This is a genomic window from Leclercia sp. CFBP8987 (genome assembly GCF_034044995.2).
Classification (GTDB): Bacteria; Pseudomonadota; Gammaproteobacteria; order Enterobacterales; family Enterobacteriaceae; genus Enterobacter; species Enterobacter tamurae.
Genome location: NZ_CM188255.1, coordinates 3,340,795 through 3,355,795, shown reverse-complemented (window position 1 = coordinate 3,355,795; position 15,001 = coordinate 3,340,795). Strand labels below are relative to the sequence as shown.

Below are 15,001 nucleotides of genomic sequence, written 5' to 3'. Positions count from 1 at the left end.
AAGGAATGCAAATCGCCATGTTACTACCCTGGCTAATATTAATTCCCTTTATCGGTGGGTTCCTGTGCTGGCAGACCGAACGCTTTGGCGTGAAGATGCCGCGCTGGATTGCGCTGATCACCATGGGATTGACGCTTGCGCTTGGCCTGCAACTCTGGTTGCAGGGCGGCTACTCTCTGACCCAGTCCGCGGGTATTCCGCAGTGGCAGTCTGAATTCATTCTGCCGTGGATCCCGCGTTTCGGTATCACCATTCACCTGGCGATTGATGGTCTGTCGCTGCTGATGGTGGTGCTGACCGGTCTGCTCGGCGTTCTGGCGGTACTGTGCTCCTGGCGAGAAATCGAAAAATACCAGGGCTTCTTCCACCTGAACCTGATGTGGATCCTGGGCGGCGTTATCGGCGTGTTCCTTGCCATCGACATGTTCCTGTTCTTCTTCTTCTGGGAGATGATGCTGGTGCCGATGTACTTCCTGATCGCGCTGTGGGGCCATAAGGCGTCCGACGGTAAAACGCGTATCACGGCGGCAACCAAGTTCTTCATCTACACCCAGGCGAGTGGTCTGGTGATGTTGATTGCCATCCTGGCGCTGGTGTTCGTGCACTACAACGCGACCGGCGTCTGGACCTTCAACTATCAGGACCTGCTGAAGACCCCGATGTCCCACGGCGTTGAATATCTGCTGATGCTGGGCTTCTTCATCGCGTTTGCGGTGAAAATGCCGGTGGTGCCACTGCACGGCTGGCTGCCGGATGCGCACTCCCAGGCACCAACGGCCGGTTCCGTTGACCTGGCGGGCATCCTGCTGAAAACGGCGGCCTACGGTCTGCTGCGTTTCGCCCTGCCGCTGTTCCCGAATGCCTCCGCAGAGTTCGCCCCGATTGCCATGTGGCTCGGCGTGATCGGTATCTTCTACGGTGCCTGGATGGCCTTCACCCAGTACGACATCAAACGTCTGATTGCCTACACCTCCGTCTCCCACATGGGCTTCGTGCTGATTGCTATCTACACCGGTAGCCAGCTGGCGTACCAGGGCGCGGTGATCCAGATGATTGCTCACGGTCTGTCTGCAGCCGGTCTCTTCATCCTGTGCGGCCAGCTGTATGAACGCCTGCACACCCGTGACATGCGTCAGATGGGTGGCCTGTGGGGTAAAATGAAATGGCTGCCAGCGATGTCGATGTTCTTCGCAGTGGCTACCCTGGGGATGCCGGGCACCGGTAACTTCGTCGGCGAATTCATGATCCTGTTCGGCAGCTTCAAAGTGGTGCCGCTGATCACCGTGGTCTCTACCTTCGGTCTGGTGTTCGCTTCGGTTTACTCCCTGGCGATGCTGCACCGCGCTTACTTCGGTAAAGCGAAGAGTGAAATCGCTGCCAAAGAGCTGCCGGGGATGTCGCTGCGCGAGCTGTTCATCATCCTGCTGCTGGTCGTACTGCTGGTGCTGCTGGGCTTCTATCCGCAGCCGATTCTGGATACCTCGCACTCCGCGATGGGTAACATCCAGCAGTGGTTTGTTAATTCTGCTTCTACTACAAGGCCGTAAATCGCCATGACAATAACTCCACAACAACTGATTGCGCTGCTACCGCTGCTGATCGTCGGATTGACGGTGGTGGTTGTGATGCTCTCCATTGCGTGGCGACGCAATCACTTCCTGAATGCCACGCTGGCGGTTCTGGGTCTGAACGCTGCGTTAGTCTCCCTCTGGTTTGTTGGCCAGGCGGGCGCGATGGATGTCACCCCGCTGATGCGCGTTGACGGTTTCGCCATGCTGTATACCGGTCTGGTGCTGTTAGCCAGCCTGGCGACCTGTACCTTTGCCTACCCGTGGCTGGAAGGTTACAACGACAACAAAGAAGAGTTTTATCTGCTGGTTCTGATTGCTGCCCTCGGCGGTATTCTGCTGGCGAATGCGAACCATCTGGCGGCGCTGTTCCTCGGTATTGAGCTGATCTCTCTCCCGCTGTTCGGCCTGATCGGTTATGCCTTCCGTCAGAAGCGCTCTCTGGAAGCGAGTATCAAGTACACGATCCTGTCTGCTGCTGCGTCGTCCTTCCTGCTGTTCGGTATTGCGCTGATCTATGCTCAGTCCGGGAACCTCTCCTTCATGGCGCTCGGCAAGAGCCTCGGCGACGGCATGCTGCACGAGCCGCTGCTGCTGGCGGGTCTGGGCATGATGATTGTTGGCCTCGGCTTTAAACTCTCTCTGGTGCCGTTCCACCTGTGGACGCCAGACGTTTACCAGGGCGCGCCGGCACCAGTATCCACCTTCCTGGCGACGGCGAGCAAAATCGCTATCTTCGGTGTGGTGATGCGTCTGTTCCTGTACGCACCGGTAGGCGAGAGCGAAGCGGTGCGTGTGGTGCTGGGTATTATTGCCTTTGTCTCCATCATCTTCGGTAACCTGATGGCGCTGAGCCAGACCAATATCAAGCGTCTGCTCGGTTACTCCTCCATCTCGCACCTGGGCTATCTGCTGGTGGCGCTGATTGCGCTGCAAAGCGGCTCCATGTCGATGGAAACCGTGGGCGTTTACCTGGCCGGTTATCTGTTCAGCAGCCTTGGCGCGTTCGGCGTGGTAAGCCTGATGTCCAGCCCGTACCGTGGCCCGGATGCGGATTCACTGTTCTCCTACCGTGGTCTGTTCTGGCACCGTCCGATCCTCTCTGCGGTGATGACGGTGATGATGCTCTCCCTGGCGGGTATCCCGATGACGCTCGGCTTTATCGGTAAGTTCTACGTGCTGGCCGTGGGTGTGCAGGCGGGTCTGTGGTGGCTGACGGCGGGTGTCGTTATTGGCTCCGCGATTGGTCTCTACTACTACCTGCGCGTTGCCGTGAGCCTGTACCTGAGCGCACCTCAGCAGCTCAACCGCGATGCGCCAGGCAACTGGCAGTACAGCGCCGGGGGTATTGTGGTGCTGATCTCTGCGCTGCTGGTACTGATCTTCGGTATCTATCCGCAGCCGCTGATTACCATCGTGCAACACGCGATGCCGCTGATGTAGAAAACAAAAAACCCGCCTCGGCGGGTTTTTTTATGGTTTGCGCCCTCTCCCTGTGGGAGAGGGACGGGGTGAGGGCACCAGCCCGCAGCAGACTTAAGCCAGCTGCTTACGACTAATCAACGGCCCATCAATCTTCTTCGTTGAACGCTCCAGCACCTCTTCAATCACCGATGACAGCTCGTTCAGCTCGAACTTCGCCACATAGCCATCGGCTTTCACCTTACGGATATGGTCTTCGTTGGCGTTGCCGGACAGGGAAGAGTGGATCACCACCGGAATGTCTTTCAGGATCGCATCGGATTTGATTTTACGGGTCAGGGTAAAGCCGTCCATCTCCGGCATCTCGAGGTCGGTCAGCACCAGGGCGATCTTATCGGTGATCGGCACCCCTTCCGCCTGAGCCTGTGCCGCGAGAACGCCAATCTTCTCCCATGCCTCTTTGCCAGTGATATGCATCAACGCCGGGATCGCCATCGCCTGCAAGCCTTTCTCCAGCATCGAGCGCGCCACTTTGGAGTCTTCCGCCACAATCGCCACGGCACCCGGCTTGATGTTGAACTGGGTGGTCTTCAGGTCGGTGGCATGCAGGTCGTGATTGGCCGGGGTGATGTCATACAGGATCTGCTCCACGTCCAGCACCATCGCCAGATCGTTGGTGTCGGTCTTTTCGTCCAGACAGGCAATGCTGGTGATATAGCGTCCGCTGACCGCGGTTTCCGCCGCATGCACTTGCTTCCAGTCCAGTCGCATAATGTTCTCCACCGACTCGACGGCAAAAGCCTGCACGCTGCGGGCATACTCGGTGATCAGCAGAATGTTCAGACCCGTTGTCGGCTTGCAGCCTGCCACAGCGGCGAGGTCGATAACCGGGATCACCTGGTCACGAATATTAACCATCCCCATCAGGGGTGACTTCATGCCCGCCGGCTTGGTGAACGCTGGCATGGGCACAATCTCGCGAAGCTTAAAGACGTTGATGCCGAACAGCTCAGATTTGTTTTCGTTCATTGAGGTGCCGAGACGGAACAGCAACAGCTCAAAACGGTTCGACAGGGTCAGATTTGCCCTGTCATCAATGTCTTTCTGGAAATTATCCATTCTACCCTCGAGTGAAAAATACCTGCCTGTTAGGGGTTATCGGCAGACTCGGGGAAAACCAGAGCATTAAACACGCATCGCGGCAAAATCTTCTGCCAGCTGACAGTCGGCAAACAGGGCGCGGCACTCTGCCAGCAGCATGGTGCAGCCCTCTGCGTCATAGCGGGAGCTGACATGGGTAATGACCAGTTTCTTCACCTGCGCGTCGCAGGCAAGCCTGGCCGCCTGACGCGTTGAACTGTGACCGCGGCTGTTGGCTTTCTCCTCCATCGCGGCCTCAAGCGTGGCCTCATGCACCAGCAGATCGACACCCTGAGCCAGCGCGAGAGCGCTCTCGCAGGGGGCGGTATCGCCGAAAATAGCCAGCTTCTTGCCCGGGCGCGGTGGGGAGAGATAGTCGGCGCCATCGATCGTCCGTCCATCCTCGAGGGTAATGCGTTCCCCACGCTTCAGCTGCTGGAACAGCGGGCCAAAAGGCACTCCGGCGGCAACCAGCGCCGCGCCATCGAGGGCGCCGGGTTTATCCTGCTCCTCAATGCGATAGCCGTAACACTCCACGGGGTGATTCATCGCCGCGGCGGTCACGGTATATGCCTCATCGCTGAACACCACCCCGGCACTTATCTCGACAATCTCGAGAGGATAATCGGTCCAGGATCCGCTGATGCGCAGGCTGGTTTCGACAAACTCACGGATGCCGGATGGGCCGTAAATGGTCAGCGGATGGATATTGCCCGCCATCGAGCGGCTGCACAGCAGCCCCGGCAGGCCAAAGAGGTGATCGCCATGCAGGTGGGTAATAAAGATTTTATCCAGCTTGCCGGGATGGCTGGCGGTGCGCAGCAGCTGGTGCTGCGTCCCTTCGCCGCAGTCAAACATCCACAATCCGCCGCGGGTCGGGTGCTGTAAGTCCAGCAGAATTGAGGTGACGTTGCGCGACCGGGTTGGCACGCCAGCGGATGTTCCTAAAAAAAGCAGCTCCATAATGCATTCAGCCTCTGTGCCGGGGACGAAAAGTCATTAGTATAACGGTTACCGAGACGATAAGGAGACCCCGATGATCCAGTGGCAAGATCTGCACCATAGCGAGCTGACCGTTCCCACTCTCTACGCTTTACTTCAGCTGCGCTGCGACGTCTTTGTGGTGGAACAAACCTGCCCTTACCAGGACATAGACGGCGACGACCTGGTGGGGGAGAACCGGCATATCCTCGGCTGGAAAGATAACCAGCTGGTGGCTTATGCGAGGATTCTGAAAAGCGACGACGATTTTTCCCCCGTTGTGATTGGCCGGGTGATTGTCAGCGGTCAGGCCCGGGGCGAAAAACTGGGTTATACCCTGATGGAGCAAACGCTGCGCTCCTGCGAAAAGTACTGGCCGAACAAGGCGTTATATCTGGGGGCTCAGGCGCATTTGCAGGCGTTTTATGCCCATTTTGGCTTTGCGCCAGTGACCGAAATCTACGATGAAGATGGCATCCCGCATATCGGAATGGCCAAAGAGACGGAACAAGCGTAGCAGGCAGAATCGGCAGGGATTGTCTATAGTTAGCGGACTGATGCAACCACAAGGAGAAAACTATGTCCTTCCAATCTTCGGAAACGCATGTTGATGATGATCTGACGCTGTTAAGTGAAACGCTGGAAGAAGTCCTTCGTTCTTCAGGCGATCCGGCCGATCAAAAGTACATTGAGCTGAAGGCGCGTGCCGAACAGGCGCTTCACGACGTGAAGACGCGCGTGAGCCATGCGTCGGATACTTACTATTATCGCGCTAAAAAAGCGGTCTATCGTGCAGACGATTATGTCCGTGAAAAACCATGGCAGGGTATTGGGGTAGGTGCCGCCGCCGGTCTGGTGCTCGGTCTGCTGCTCGCCCGCCGTTAATTCAACACGCACGCTTCTCCCTGCCAAATCGTGGGTACTGCTTTTTCAGGCAACTACCCCGTATAATGTGAGGTTTTTGAGCCGGGAGAAGTTCGCGTGCACTCGATTTCCACCGCACTGGCAGGCCTTTGCCATCAGTTAACAGACGATTTTCCTGATGCGCCTGGTCTGCATCACCTTGATGTCTCCTTTGCGCTCAACGACGCGTTTGACCCTCTCGCTTGGCTGAATGCCCAGCAGATTTTCCCTCAGTTTTACTGGCAGCAGCGTAACGGCGATGAAGAGTACGCCGCGCTGGGCGCGACGAAACACTTCTCCTCTCTCACTACTGCCCGTCAATTTTTACACTGTTATCCGCAATGTCCTGACCTTCGGGCGGTGGGCGTGAATGCGTTCGATCCGCACAAGGGCAACCTGTTCCTGCCGCGTCTGCTGTGGCAACGTCACGGCGGAACCGCGACGCTGCGGTTGATCCTCTGCAGCGCTACCTCGCTGAAAAACGATGCGCAATGCGCGCGCGAATTCGTAGGCTCTCTCCAGGAGAGCCAGCCCGTTGACGCGGTTGTCCAGCCGGTAGTGAGCGAAACCCATCGGCCTGAGAAATCCGGCTGGCTGGCGTTGGTCACCCGGGCAACCGACGCCATTGCCCGGGGCGAGTTCGACAAAGTGGTGCTGGCCCGGGCAACGGATCTGCAGTTCAACCTGCCGGTTAATCCTGCCGCCCTGATGGCCGCCAGCCGTCGGGTGAATTTCCAGTGCTACCACTTTTTTATCCGTTTTGATGCGACTCATGCCTTTCTCGGTTCGTCGCCGGAGCGGCTGTGGCGGCGACGCGGAACCCTGCTGCGCACCGAGGCGCTGGCCGGTACGGTCGCCAGCCATCCGGATGATGCCCAGGCCGCCCGCCTGGGCGACTGGCTGATGAATGACGATAAAAACCAGCGGGAAAATATGCTGGTGGTCGAGGATATCTGTCAGCGCCTGCAGCGCGATGGCGGGATGCTTGACGTCCTGCCGCCGCAAATCGTGCGCTTGCGTAAGGTTCAGCATCTGCGCCGCTGCATCTGGACGGTGCTGCAACAGCCGGACGATGAACAGTGCCTGATGCGGTTGCAACCTACCGCGGCCGTCGCCGGTCTGCCGCGACATATTGCGTGGGAGTTTATCGCCCGCAATGAGCCTTTCGACCGGGAGTGGTATGCCGGTTCCGCCGGATATCTGTCATTAGCGCAAAGCGAGTTCTGCGTGGCGTTACGCTCGGCAAGCGTGCAGGGGAGCGGCGTGCGCCTCTACGCCGGCGCGGGAATTGTGAGTGGTTCTGACCCTGAACAGGAGTGGCAGGAGATTGAAAATAAAGCCGCCGGACTGCGCTCACTGCTCCTAAAGGATTAATACTGAGTCGTACTTACCCGACTCATATCAAAATTACATCTTTTTCTATTATTTATACTACGTCGTAATATTGATACCGGACAATTCCATGTCAGTGAGTTCCTTTAACCGGCGCTGGGCGGCGGTGATCCTTGAAGCCCTGACCCGCCATGGCGTCAGGCACGTTTGCATCGCACCCGGTTCGCGTTCAACGCCGCTGACCCTGGCTGCTGCGGAGAACCGCGCCTTTATTCATCACACCCACTTTGATGAGCGCGGTCTTGGGCATCTGGCGCTGGGGCTGGCGAAAGCCAGTAACGCCCCGGTGGCGGTGATTGTCACCTCCGGTACGGCGGTGGCGAACCTCTATCCGGCGCTGATTGAGGCCGGGCTGACCGGCGAAAAACTGGTCCTGCTGACGGCGGATCGTCCCCCGGAGCTGATCGACTGTGGCGCAAACCAGGCCATTCGCCAGCCGGGCCTTTTTGCCTCTCACCCCACGGAAACGCTCTCCCTGCCGCGTCCCACCCGGGATATCCCCGCCCGCTGGCTGGCCTCCACGGTGGATAACGCCCTGGGTGCCCTGCGTGCGGGCGCGCTGCACATTAACTGTCCCTTTGCCGAGCCGCTGTATGGCGAAATGGACGAAACCGATCTTGCCTGGCAGCAGGCGCTGGGCGACTGGTGGCAGAGCGATAAACCCTGGCTGAGCGCCCCGGCAGAACTCTCAAGCCCTAAACAGCGCGACTGGTTCTTCTGGCGGCAAAAACGCGGCGTGGTGCTCGCGGGCAGGATGAGCGCGGCGGAAGGTAAAAAGGTGGCGGAGTGGGCAAAAACCCTCGGCTGGCCGCTGATTGGCGACGTGCTCTCCCAGACCGGGCAGCCGCTGCCGTGCGCCGATCTGTGGCTTGGCAATGCGAAAGCCGTCACCGAGCTGGAGCAGGCGCAGATTGTGGTCCAGCTGGGCGGCAGCCTGACGGGGAAACGGCTGCTGCAGTGGCAGGCCACCTGCACGCCGGAAGAGTACTGGCTGGTGGACCCGCGGGAAGGTCGGCTGGATCCAGCCCACCATCGCGGCCGTCGGCTGGTGTCGAATGTGGCCGACTGGCTGGAGCTGCATCCGGCGGAAAAACGCGCCCCCTGGGCCGCGGCGATCCCGGAACTCTCCCGTCAGGCCTGGCAGTTGACGGCGCAACACAGCGAAGAATTTGGCGAGGCGCAGCTGGCGCACCAGATTCATCGCTATCTGCCCGAGCAGGGGCAGCTGTTTGTCGGCAACAGTCTGGTGGTGCGTCTGATTGATGCGCTTTCCCGCCTGCCGGCAGGCTATCCGGTGTTCAGTAACCGTGGCGCCAGCGGCATTGACGGGCTGATCTCCACCGCAGCCGGCGTCCAGCGCGCCAACGTCCGGCCGACGCTGGCGATCGTTGGCGATCTGTCGGCGCTGTACGATCTCAACGCCCTGGCGCTGTTACGTCAGGCCTCGGCGCCCTTTGTGCTGCTGGTGATTAACAATAACGGCGGGCAGATTTTCTCCCTGCTGCCGACACCCCAGAGTGAGCGGGAGCGCTTCTATCTGATGCCGCAGAACGTGCAGTTTGAACATGCCGCGGCGATGTTCAGCCTCCGCTATCAGCGCCCGATGAACTGGATCGAGCTGGAGAGCGCCCTGAATACGGCGTGGAGCAAACCTCGCGCCACGCTTATCGAAGTGATGGTCAACGACAGCGACGGCGCGCAGATGCTGCAGAGCCTGCTGGCGCAGGTAAGCCATCTATGATCCTGCAAGGGACGCCCTGCGCTGGTGCGCCAGGAAAACCCTGGCTGGTGTTCCTGCACGGCTTTTCCGGCGATCGCCGTGAATGGCAGCTGGCAGGAGAGAGGCTGGGTGACTATCCCCGGCTGTATCTCGATCTGCCGGGACATGGCGAATCGGCGTCCATTGCGGTGAGCGGTTTCAGCGACCTGAGCGTTCTGCTGAATCGCACTCTTGTTAGTTACAACATACTCACTTACTGGCTGGTGGGGTACTCCCTCGGCGGCCGCATTGCGATGTATCACGCCTGCCAGCGCCCAAAAGGGCTGCAGGGGCTGATTGTTGAAGGGGCGCATCCGGGGTTACGAGATGTTCAGCAAAGGGCACGCCGCCGCGCCTCAGATGCCCATTGGGCCGCGCGTTTTCGCCATGAACCCTTAGAAGCGGTGTTTGCCGACTGGTATCAACAGCCGGTCTTCGCGTCATTAACCGACGTGCAGCGTCAGGCGCTGGTGGCCCTGCGCAGCCGCAACAACGGCACGACCCTCGCCGCAATGCTGCAGGCGACCTCTCTGGCCGAACAACCCGATTTACGGCCTGCGCTCGCTGAGTGCGTAATCCCTTTTTTTTACCTGTATGGCGAGCGGGATGAGAAGTTCAGGGCGATTGCCCGGGAACTGCCCGCGACAGGCCATCAAATTTCCCATGCCGGACATAACGCCCATCGGGAAAATCCCGATGCGGTGGCCGAGCGTCTGGCTCAGATACTCCGTCTACCCATAAAGGACACTCTATGATCTACCCTGATGAAAACATGCTCTACGCACCGGTGGAATGGCAGGACTGCTCCGAAGGTTACACCGACATTCGTTACCACAAATCGGCGGACGGGATCGCCAAAATCACCATCAACCGTCCCGAAGTGCGTAACGCGTTTCGTCCGGTCACCGTCAAGGAGATGATCAATGCTCTGGCAGATGCCCGTTACGACGACAACATCGGCGTGATTATTCTCACCGGGGAAGGCGAAAAAGCCTTCTGCGCCGGGGGCGATCAGAAAGTGCGCGGCGATTACGGCGGATACCAGGATGACTCCGGCGTGCATCACCTGAACGTCCTCGACTTCCAGCGCCAGATCCGCACCTGCCCGAAACCGGTAGTGGCGATGGTTGCTGGCTTTTCCATCGGCGGGGGTCACGTGCTGCACATGATGTGCGACCTGACGATTGCCGCAGAGAACGCCATCTTCGGCCAGACCGGCCCGAAAGTCGGCTCCTTCGACGGCGGCTGGGGAGCGTCCTACATGGCCCGCATCGTCGGTCAGAAAAAAGCGCGTGAGATCTGGTTCCTGTGCCGTCAGTACAACGCCCAAGAAGCGCTGGATATGGGCCTGGTTAACACCGTGGTGCCGATTGCCGACCTCGAAAAAGAGACCGTCCGCTGGTGCCGTGAGATGCTGCAAAACAGTCCGATGGCGCTGCGCTGCCTGAAAGCGGCGCTGAACGCCGACTGCGACGGCCAGGCCGGGCTGCAGGAGCTGGCGGGCAATGCCACCATGCTGTTCTACATGACCGAAGAGGGTCAGGAAGGACGCAACGCCTTCAACGAGAAGCGCCAGCCGGACTTCAGTAAATACAAACGGAATCCGTAATGCGCAGCGTACAGATCTACCGCTGGCAGCTACCGATGGACGCGGGTGTGGTGCTGCGCGAACGGCGGTTAAAAACCCGCGACGGTCTGTTCGTTCATCTGCAGCAGGGCGATCGGCACGGGTGGGGAGAAGTCTCCCCTCTGCCGGGCTTCAGCCGCGAATCGCTGGAGGAGGCCGAAGCCGCCCTGCGGGCGTGGACCCTCGCCTGGCGCGACGGCGAAGCGCCTCTGCTGCCTGGTCTGCCTGCGGTGGACTTTGGCATCAGCTGCGCGCTGGCGGAGCTGGACGGTTCCCTGCCGGAAGAGGCGGATTATCGCGCGGCCCCGCTTTGCACCGGGGATCCTGACGAACTTTTTGCCGTGCTCGCCGCTATGCCGGGCGAGAAGGTGGCGAAGATCAAGGTGGGTCTGTACGAAGCGGTGCGCGACGGGATGGTGGCGAATCTGCTGCTGGAGGCTATCCCGGATCTGCGTCTACGCCTGGATGCCAACCGCGCCTGGACGCCGCTGAAAGCGCAGCAGTTCGCGAAGTACGTTAACCCGGCCTACCGGGACCGCATTGCCTTTCTCGAGGAGCCCTGCAAAACGCGGGCGGACTCGCTGGCATTTGCCTGCGAGACAGGAATTTCCATCGCCTGGGATGAAAGCCTGCGCGAAGACGATTTTGAATGGGTTGCCCAACCGGGCGTTCGCGCGGTGGTGATCAAACCCACCCTCACCGGCAGTATCGCGAAGGTGCGCGAGCAGGTAGAAGCAGCTCATGCCCTCGGGCTGACGGCGGTGATCAGCTCCTCGATTGAGTCGAGCCTCGGCCTGACCCAGCTGGCGCGGATTGCCGCGCAGTTCACGCCGGGCACCGTTCCCGGCCTGGATACCCTGAACCTGATGCAGGCGCAGTTACTGCGGCCCTGGCCAGGCAATACCTTGCCGTGTCGGGATCGCGAGGCGCTGGAGCCGCTGCTATGACCTTTTCCGACTGGCCGTGGCGGCACTGGTGCGCTGTCCATCCTGAAAAAACAGCCCTGCGGCTCAATGGCGAATGCCTGACCTGGCGCGACCTCTGCCAGCGTATCGATGCGCTGGCGAGTGGCTTTGTCCTGCAGGGGGTAAGGGAAGGGGATGGGGTAATGCTGCAGGCGCATAATCATCCCGACACGCTGCTGGCGTGGCTGGCGCTATTGCAGTGCGGGGCGCGGATCCTGCCGGTGAACCCGCAGCTGCCCCGTTCCGTGGTGGAGATCCTGCTCCCGCCCCTGACGCTGCGCTTTGCGCTGGTGCTTAACGGCGAGGGCGGTTATGCCAGCCTGTCTGCCCTGAAGATGGATCGGCATAAGGGGAGTACCGGCGCGGCCTGGCAGCCTGAACGACTGGCGACCATGACGTTAACTTCGGGTTCGACGGGGCTGCCGAAAGCGGCGGTGCACACCTGTGCTGCGCACCTTGCCAGCGCTGAAGGCGTGCTGGCCCTTCTGCCCTACGCCGGGGAGGACGACTGGCTGCTCTCCCTGCCGCTGTTCCATGTCTCCGGGCAGGGGATCCTGTGGCGCTGGTTGCTGGCGGGTGCCCGCCTGACCGTCTGTGAAAAACAACCTCTGGAGCAGATGCTGCAGGGCTGTACCCATGCCTCGCTGGTGCCGACGCAGCTCTGGCGCCTGCTCAACGGTGAGGAAAAGGTGGCGCTAAAAGCGGTACTGCTGGGTGGCGCGGCGATCCCGGGTGAGTTAACCCTGCGGGCTGCCAGCCGGGGTATTCGCAGCTGGTGCGGGTATGGCCTGACGGAGTTTGCCTCCACGGTCTGCGCCAAAGAGGCGGATGGCCTGGCGGATGTCGGCTATCCGCTGCCGGGTCGGGAAGTGAAGCTGGTAGAGGGGGAGGTGTGGTTAAAGGCCGCCAGCATGGCCAGCGGCTACTGGCGTGATGGCCAGCTTGTCCCCGTCGCCAATGCGCAAGGCTGGTTCGCCACTCGCGATCGCGGCGAGATGAATGCCGGACGCCTGACGATCCTCGGTCGGATGGATAACCTCTTTTTCAGCGGCGGAGAGGGGATCCAGCCGGAAGAGGTGGAGCGGGTGATCGGTACTCATCCTCAGGTCAGCCAGGTGTATGTCGTTCCCCTCGATGACGTCGAGTTTGGACAGCGGCCTGTAGCGGTCGTCGAGTGCGAAGCGGGAGTGGATATCGCGCAACTGCCACACTGGGTCGGCGATAAGCTGGCACGCTTTCAGCAGCCGGTGCACTGGCTGGTCCTCCCGACCGAACTGAAAAATGGCGGGATTAAGATCTCCCGACGCGCTCTGCAACAGTGGGTTTATCAGTCGTTGAAAGGTTGATTTGCGAGCCCCGACAGCGGGACATGCTGGAACTCCATGAGCAACTGGTCAGGCTGTTGGCGCTGGGATACACTGGCAACGCCCAGCTCAAAACGTTGCTCAACTATCTTCTCAAGGCCGGTCATACCGCCGATCCCGCAGCGTTTTTGCAGGCATTAGCAGACAGGACAAAGGATCATCAGCATAAGGAGACGTTAATGAATATCGCGCAATATCTCCGGGAAGAGGGGATGGCTCAGGGATTAAATCAGGGCAGAGCGGAAGGCATCGAACAGGAGGCGCTTCGCATCGCGAAGGTGATGCTGGAAAAGGGCCTGCTGCCGGAGACTGTCACTCAACTGACCGGGCTGGCACCCGAGATTGTCGAGCAGGCCAGACATTAATCCTGCAACAGAACGGGAGCCTGGGCTCCCGTTCTGTTTTTACTTCTCTTCGGCTAAGCGCATCAGCGCTGCCTGAACACCCGCCCCGTAGTCAGGATGAACCTCGCTGAACAGGGCAATCTGGCGCGCCTGAATAAATGCCGGCACATCCCGCATATCCCCGGCGATACGTGCAAACATCCGCTGGTGCTCTTCCGGGCTCAGCAGTTCAAACAGCTTGCGCGGCTGGCTGAAGTAGTCAGTATCCTCACGATGATTCCAGTGATCGGCTGCACCTTCCAGCGACAGCGGTGGCTCGCTGAAGTCCGGCTGTTCCTGGAAAACGCCAAAGCTGTTTGGCTCATAGGTAGCACCGTTGCCGCTGTTGCCATCCACACGCATCGCACCGTCGCGATGGTAGTTATGGAACGGACAGCGCGGGGCGTTCACCGGGATCTGATGATGGTTAACACCTAAACGGTAGCGGTGGGCATCGCCGTAGGAGAAGAGACGACCCTGCAACATGCGATCCGGTGAGAAGCCAATCCCCGGCACCACGTTAGCAGGCGACATCGCCACCTGCTCAACTTCTGCAAAGTAGTTATCCGGGTTACGGTTCAGCTCCAGCACGCCCACTTCCATCAGCGGATAGTCGCCGTGCGGCCAGACCTTGGTCAGATCAAAGGGGTTGTACGGCACCTTCGCGGCATCGCTTTCTGGCATGATCTGCACGTAAAACGTCCAGCGTGGGAAATCGCCTTTTTCGATAGAGGTAAAGAGATCGCGCTGGGAACTCTCACGATCTTCTGCGACCAGGCGTTTGGCTTCATCATCCTTCAGGTTAGCAATACCCTGTTGGGACTTGAGGTGGAATTTCACCCAGAAGCGTTCGTTGTTGTGGTTAATAAAGCTAAAGGCGTGGCTGCCAAAGCCGTGCATGGTGCGATAGGAGCACGGCAGGCCGCGATCGCTGAAGTCAATGGTGAGCTGGTGCAGCGTTTCTGGCAGTTGAGAGAAGAAATCCCATTTGTAAGTCGGATTACGCAGGTTGGTACGCGGATCGCGTTTTACCACGTGATTCAGATCCGGGAACTTCAGCGGATCGCGCAGGTAGAAGATGGGCGTGTTATTTCCGACCAGATCCCAGTTACCTTCTTCGGTATAAAACTTGATGGAGAAGCCGCGGATATCGCGTTCGGCATCGGCGGCGCCGCGTTCACCCGCAACGGTGGAGAAGCGCACAAAGAGATCGGTTTTTTTACCGACGGCGGAAAACAGCTTCGCCCGGCTAAAGGCGGTGATATCCTGGGTCACGGTAAAGGTACCGTAGGCGCCTGAACCTTTGGCGTGCATCCGACGTTCCGGGATCACCTCCCGGTCGAAATGCGCCAGTTTTTCCAGAAACCAGACATCCTGCAGCAGCATTGGTCCACGTGGGCCCGCCGTAGCAACATTATTGTTATGAACCACGGGGCAGCCGGAGGCGGTGGTTAAACCTTTCTTGCTCATGTTTTCTCCCTGATGTGTGAGTATTGG

General features: G+C 59.5%; 14 protein-coding genes. 11 read left to right on the top strand and 3 right to left on the bottom strand.

Annotation, left to right across the window (positions count from 1 at the left end; genetic code table 11):
* Window positions 1-17: 17 nt before the first annotated feature.
* On the top strand, window positions 18-1,547 hold the full coding sequence (gene nuoM / locus SOM40_RS16185) for an NADH-quinone oxidoreductase subunit M (protein ID WP_106996020.1): 1,530 nt from the start codon (window positions 18-20) through the stop codon (window positions 1,545-1,547).
* 6 nt (window positions 1,548-1,553) lie between these two features.
* Window positions 1,554-3,011, top strand: a complete 1,458-nt coding sequence (nuoN, locus tag SOM40_RS16180; RefSeq protein WP_320530354.1) for an NADH-quinone oxidoreductase subunit NuoN — start codon at window positions 1,554-1,556, stop codon at window positions 3,009-3,011.
* Between the two features lie 93 nt (window positions 3,012-3,104).
* On the opposite strand, the gene SOM40_RS16175 is transcribed toward nuoN, so the two are convergent.
* Complete coding sequence (locus SOM40_RS16175) at window positions 3,105-4,109, bottom strand: chemotaxis protein (protein WP_106995420.1); 1,005 nt, start codon at window positions 4,107-4,109, stop codon at window positions 3,105-3,107.
* Window positions 4,110-4,175: 66 nt separating this feature from the next.
* Entirely contained in the window at window positions 4,176-5,093 is a 918-nt protein-coding gene (rnz, locus tag SOM40_RS16170) for a ribonuclease Z (RefSeq protein WP_166183043.1), read from the bottom strand.
* A gap of 73 nt (window positions 5,094-5,166) precedes the next feature.
* On the opposite strand from rnz, the gene SOM40_RS16165 reads away from it, so the two are divergent.
* The 9 genes from SOM40_RS16165 (at window position 5,167) to SOM40_RS16125 (ending at window position 13,486) form a co-directional block, all read left to right on the top strand.
* Window positions 5,167-5,628, top strand: a complete 462-nt coding sequence (locus SOM40_RS16165; RefSeq protein WP_320530353.1) for a GNAT family N-acetyltransferase — start codon at window positions 5,167-5,169, stop codon at window positions 5,626-5,628.
* A 62-nt stretch (window positions 5,629-5,690) separates the two neighbouring features.
* A complete protein-coding gene (gene elaB / locus SOM40_RS16160; protein WP_106995417.1) occupies window positions 5,691-5,996 on the top strand; it encodes a stress response protein ElaB in 306 nt (101 codons plus the stop codon).
* Window positions 5,997-6,092: 96 nt separating this feature from the next.
* Window positions 6,093-7,388, top strand: coding sequence for an isochorismate synthase MenF (gene menF, locus SOM40_RS16155; RefSeq protein WP_320530352.1), 1,296 nt, complete (start codon window positions 6,093-6,095; stop codon window positions 7,386-7,388).
* Window positions 7,389-7,476: 88 nt separating this feature from the next.
* Window positions 7,477-9,147, top strand: a complete 1,671-nt coding sequence (gene menD / locus SOM40_RS16150) for a 2-succinyl-5-enolpyruvyl-6-hydroxy-3-cyclohexene-1-carboxylic-acid synthase (protein ID WP_320530351.1) — start codon at window positions 7,477-7,479, stop codon at window positions 9,145-9,147.
* Window positions 9,144-9,920, top strand: a complete 777-nt coding sequence (menH, locus tag SOM40_RS16145) for a 2-succinyl-6-hydroxy-2,4-cyclohexadiene-1-carboxylate synthase (protein WP_320530350.1) — start codon at window positions 9,144-9,146, stop codon at window positions 9,918-9,920. The genes menD and menH overlap by 4 nt, the downstream gene beginning before the upstream one ends.
* A complete protein-coding gene (gene menB / locus SOM40_RS16140) occupies window positions 9,917-10,774 on the top strand; it encodes a 1,4-dihydroxy-2-naphthoyl-CoA synthase (protein ID WP_312995293.1) in 858 nt (285 codons plus the stop codon). The genes menH and menB overlap by 4 nt, the downstream gene beginning before the upstream one ends.
* A complete protein-coding gene (menC, locus tag SOM40_RS16135; RefSeq protein ID WP_320530349.1) occupies window positions 10,774-11,739 on the top strand; it encodes an o-succinylbenzoate synthase in 966 nt (321 codons plus the stop codon). Before menB ends, menC begins: the two co-directional genes overlap by 1 nt.
* Window positions 11,736-13,103 (top strand): o-succinylbenzoate--CoA ligase, encoded by a 1,368-nt coding sequence (menE, locus tag SOM40_RS16130; RefSeq protein ID WP_320530348.1) that lies wholly within the window; start codon window positions 11,736-11,738, stop codon window positions 13,101-13,103. Before menC ends, menE begins: the two co-directional genes overlap by 4 nt.
* A 23-nt stretch (window positions 13,104-13,126) precedes the next feature.
* Window positions 13,127-13,486 (top strand): Rpn/YhgA-type helix-turn-helix domain-containing protein, encoded by a 360-nt coding sequence (locus SOM40_RS16125; protein WP_320530347.1) that lies wholly within the window; start codon window positions 13,127-13,129, stop codon window positions 13,484-13,486.
* Window positions 13,487-13,525: 39 nt separating this feature from the next.
* On the opposite strand, the gene SOM40_RS16120 is transcribed toward SOM40_RS16125, so the two are convergent.
* Entirely contained in the window at window positions 13,526-14,974 is a 1,449-nt protein-coding gene (locus SOM40_RS16120) for a catalase (RefSeq protein WP_320530346.1), read from the bottom strand.
* Window positions 14,975-15,001 lie beyond the last annotated feature (27 nt).

What these genes read in the sequence shown, in the direction of transcription:
- nuoM (WP_106996020.1), top strand. Translation starts at nt 18, where the DNA reads ATGTTACTACCCTGGCTAATATTAATTCCCTTTATCGGTGGGTTCCTG.
- nuoN (WP_320530354.1), top strand. Translation starts at nt 1,554, where the DNA reads ATGACAATAACTCCACAACAACTGATTGCGCTGCTACCGCTGCTGATC.
- SOM40_RS16175 (WP_106995420.1), bottom strand. Translation starts at nt 4,109, where the DNA reads ATGGATAATTTCCAGAAAGACATTGATGACAGGGCAAATCTGACCCTG.
- rnz (WP_166183043.1), bottom strand. Translation starts at nt 5,093, where the DNA reads ATGGAGCTGCTTTTTTTAGGAACATCCGCTGGCGTGCCAACCCGGTCG.
- SOM40_RS16165 (WP_320530353.1), top strand. Translation starts at nt 5,167, where the DNA reads ATGATCCAGTGGCAAGATCTGCACCATAGCGAGCTGACCGTTCCCACT.
- elaB (WP_106995417.1), top strand. Translation starts at nt 5,691, where the DNA reads ATGTCCTTCCAATCTTCGGAAACGCATGTTGATGATGATCTGACGCTG.
- menD (WP_320530351.1), top strand. Translation starts at nt 7,477, where the DNA reads ATGTCAGTGAGTTCCTTTAACCGGCGCTGGGCGGCGGTGATCCTTGAA.
- menH (WP_320530350.1), top strand. Translation starts at nt 9,144, where the DNA reads ATGATCCTGCAAGGGACGCCCTGCGCTGGTGCGCCAGGAAAACCCTGG.
- menB (WP_312995293.1), top strand. Translation starts at nt 9,917, where the DNA reads ATGATCTACCCTGATGAAAACATGCTCTACGCACCGGTGGAATGGCAG.
- menC (WP_320530349.1), top strand. Translation starts at nt 10,774, where the DNA reads ATGCGCAGCGTACAGATCTACCGCTGGCAGCTACCGATGGACGCGGGT.
- menE (WP_320530348.1), top strand. Translation starts at nt 11,736, where the DNA reads ATGACCTTTTCCGACTGGCCGTGGCGGCACTGGTGCGCTGTCCATCCT.
- SOM40_RS16125 (WP_320530347.1), top strand. Translation starts at nt 13,127, where the DNA reads ATGCTGGAACTCCATGAGCAACTGGTCAGGCTGTTGGCGCTGGGATAC.
- SOM40_RS16120 (WP_320530346.1), bottom strand. Translation starts at nt 14,974, where the DNA reads ATGAGCAAGAAAGGTTTAACCACCGCCTCCGGCTGCCCCGTGGTTCAT.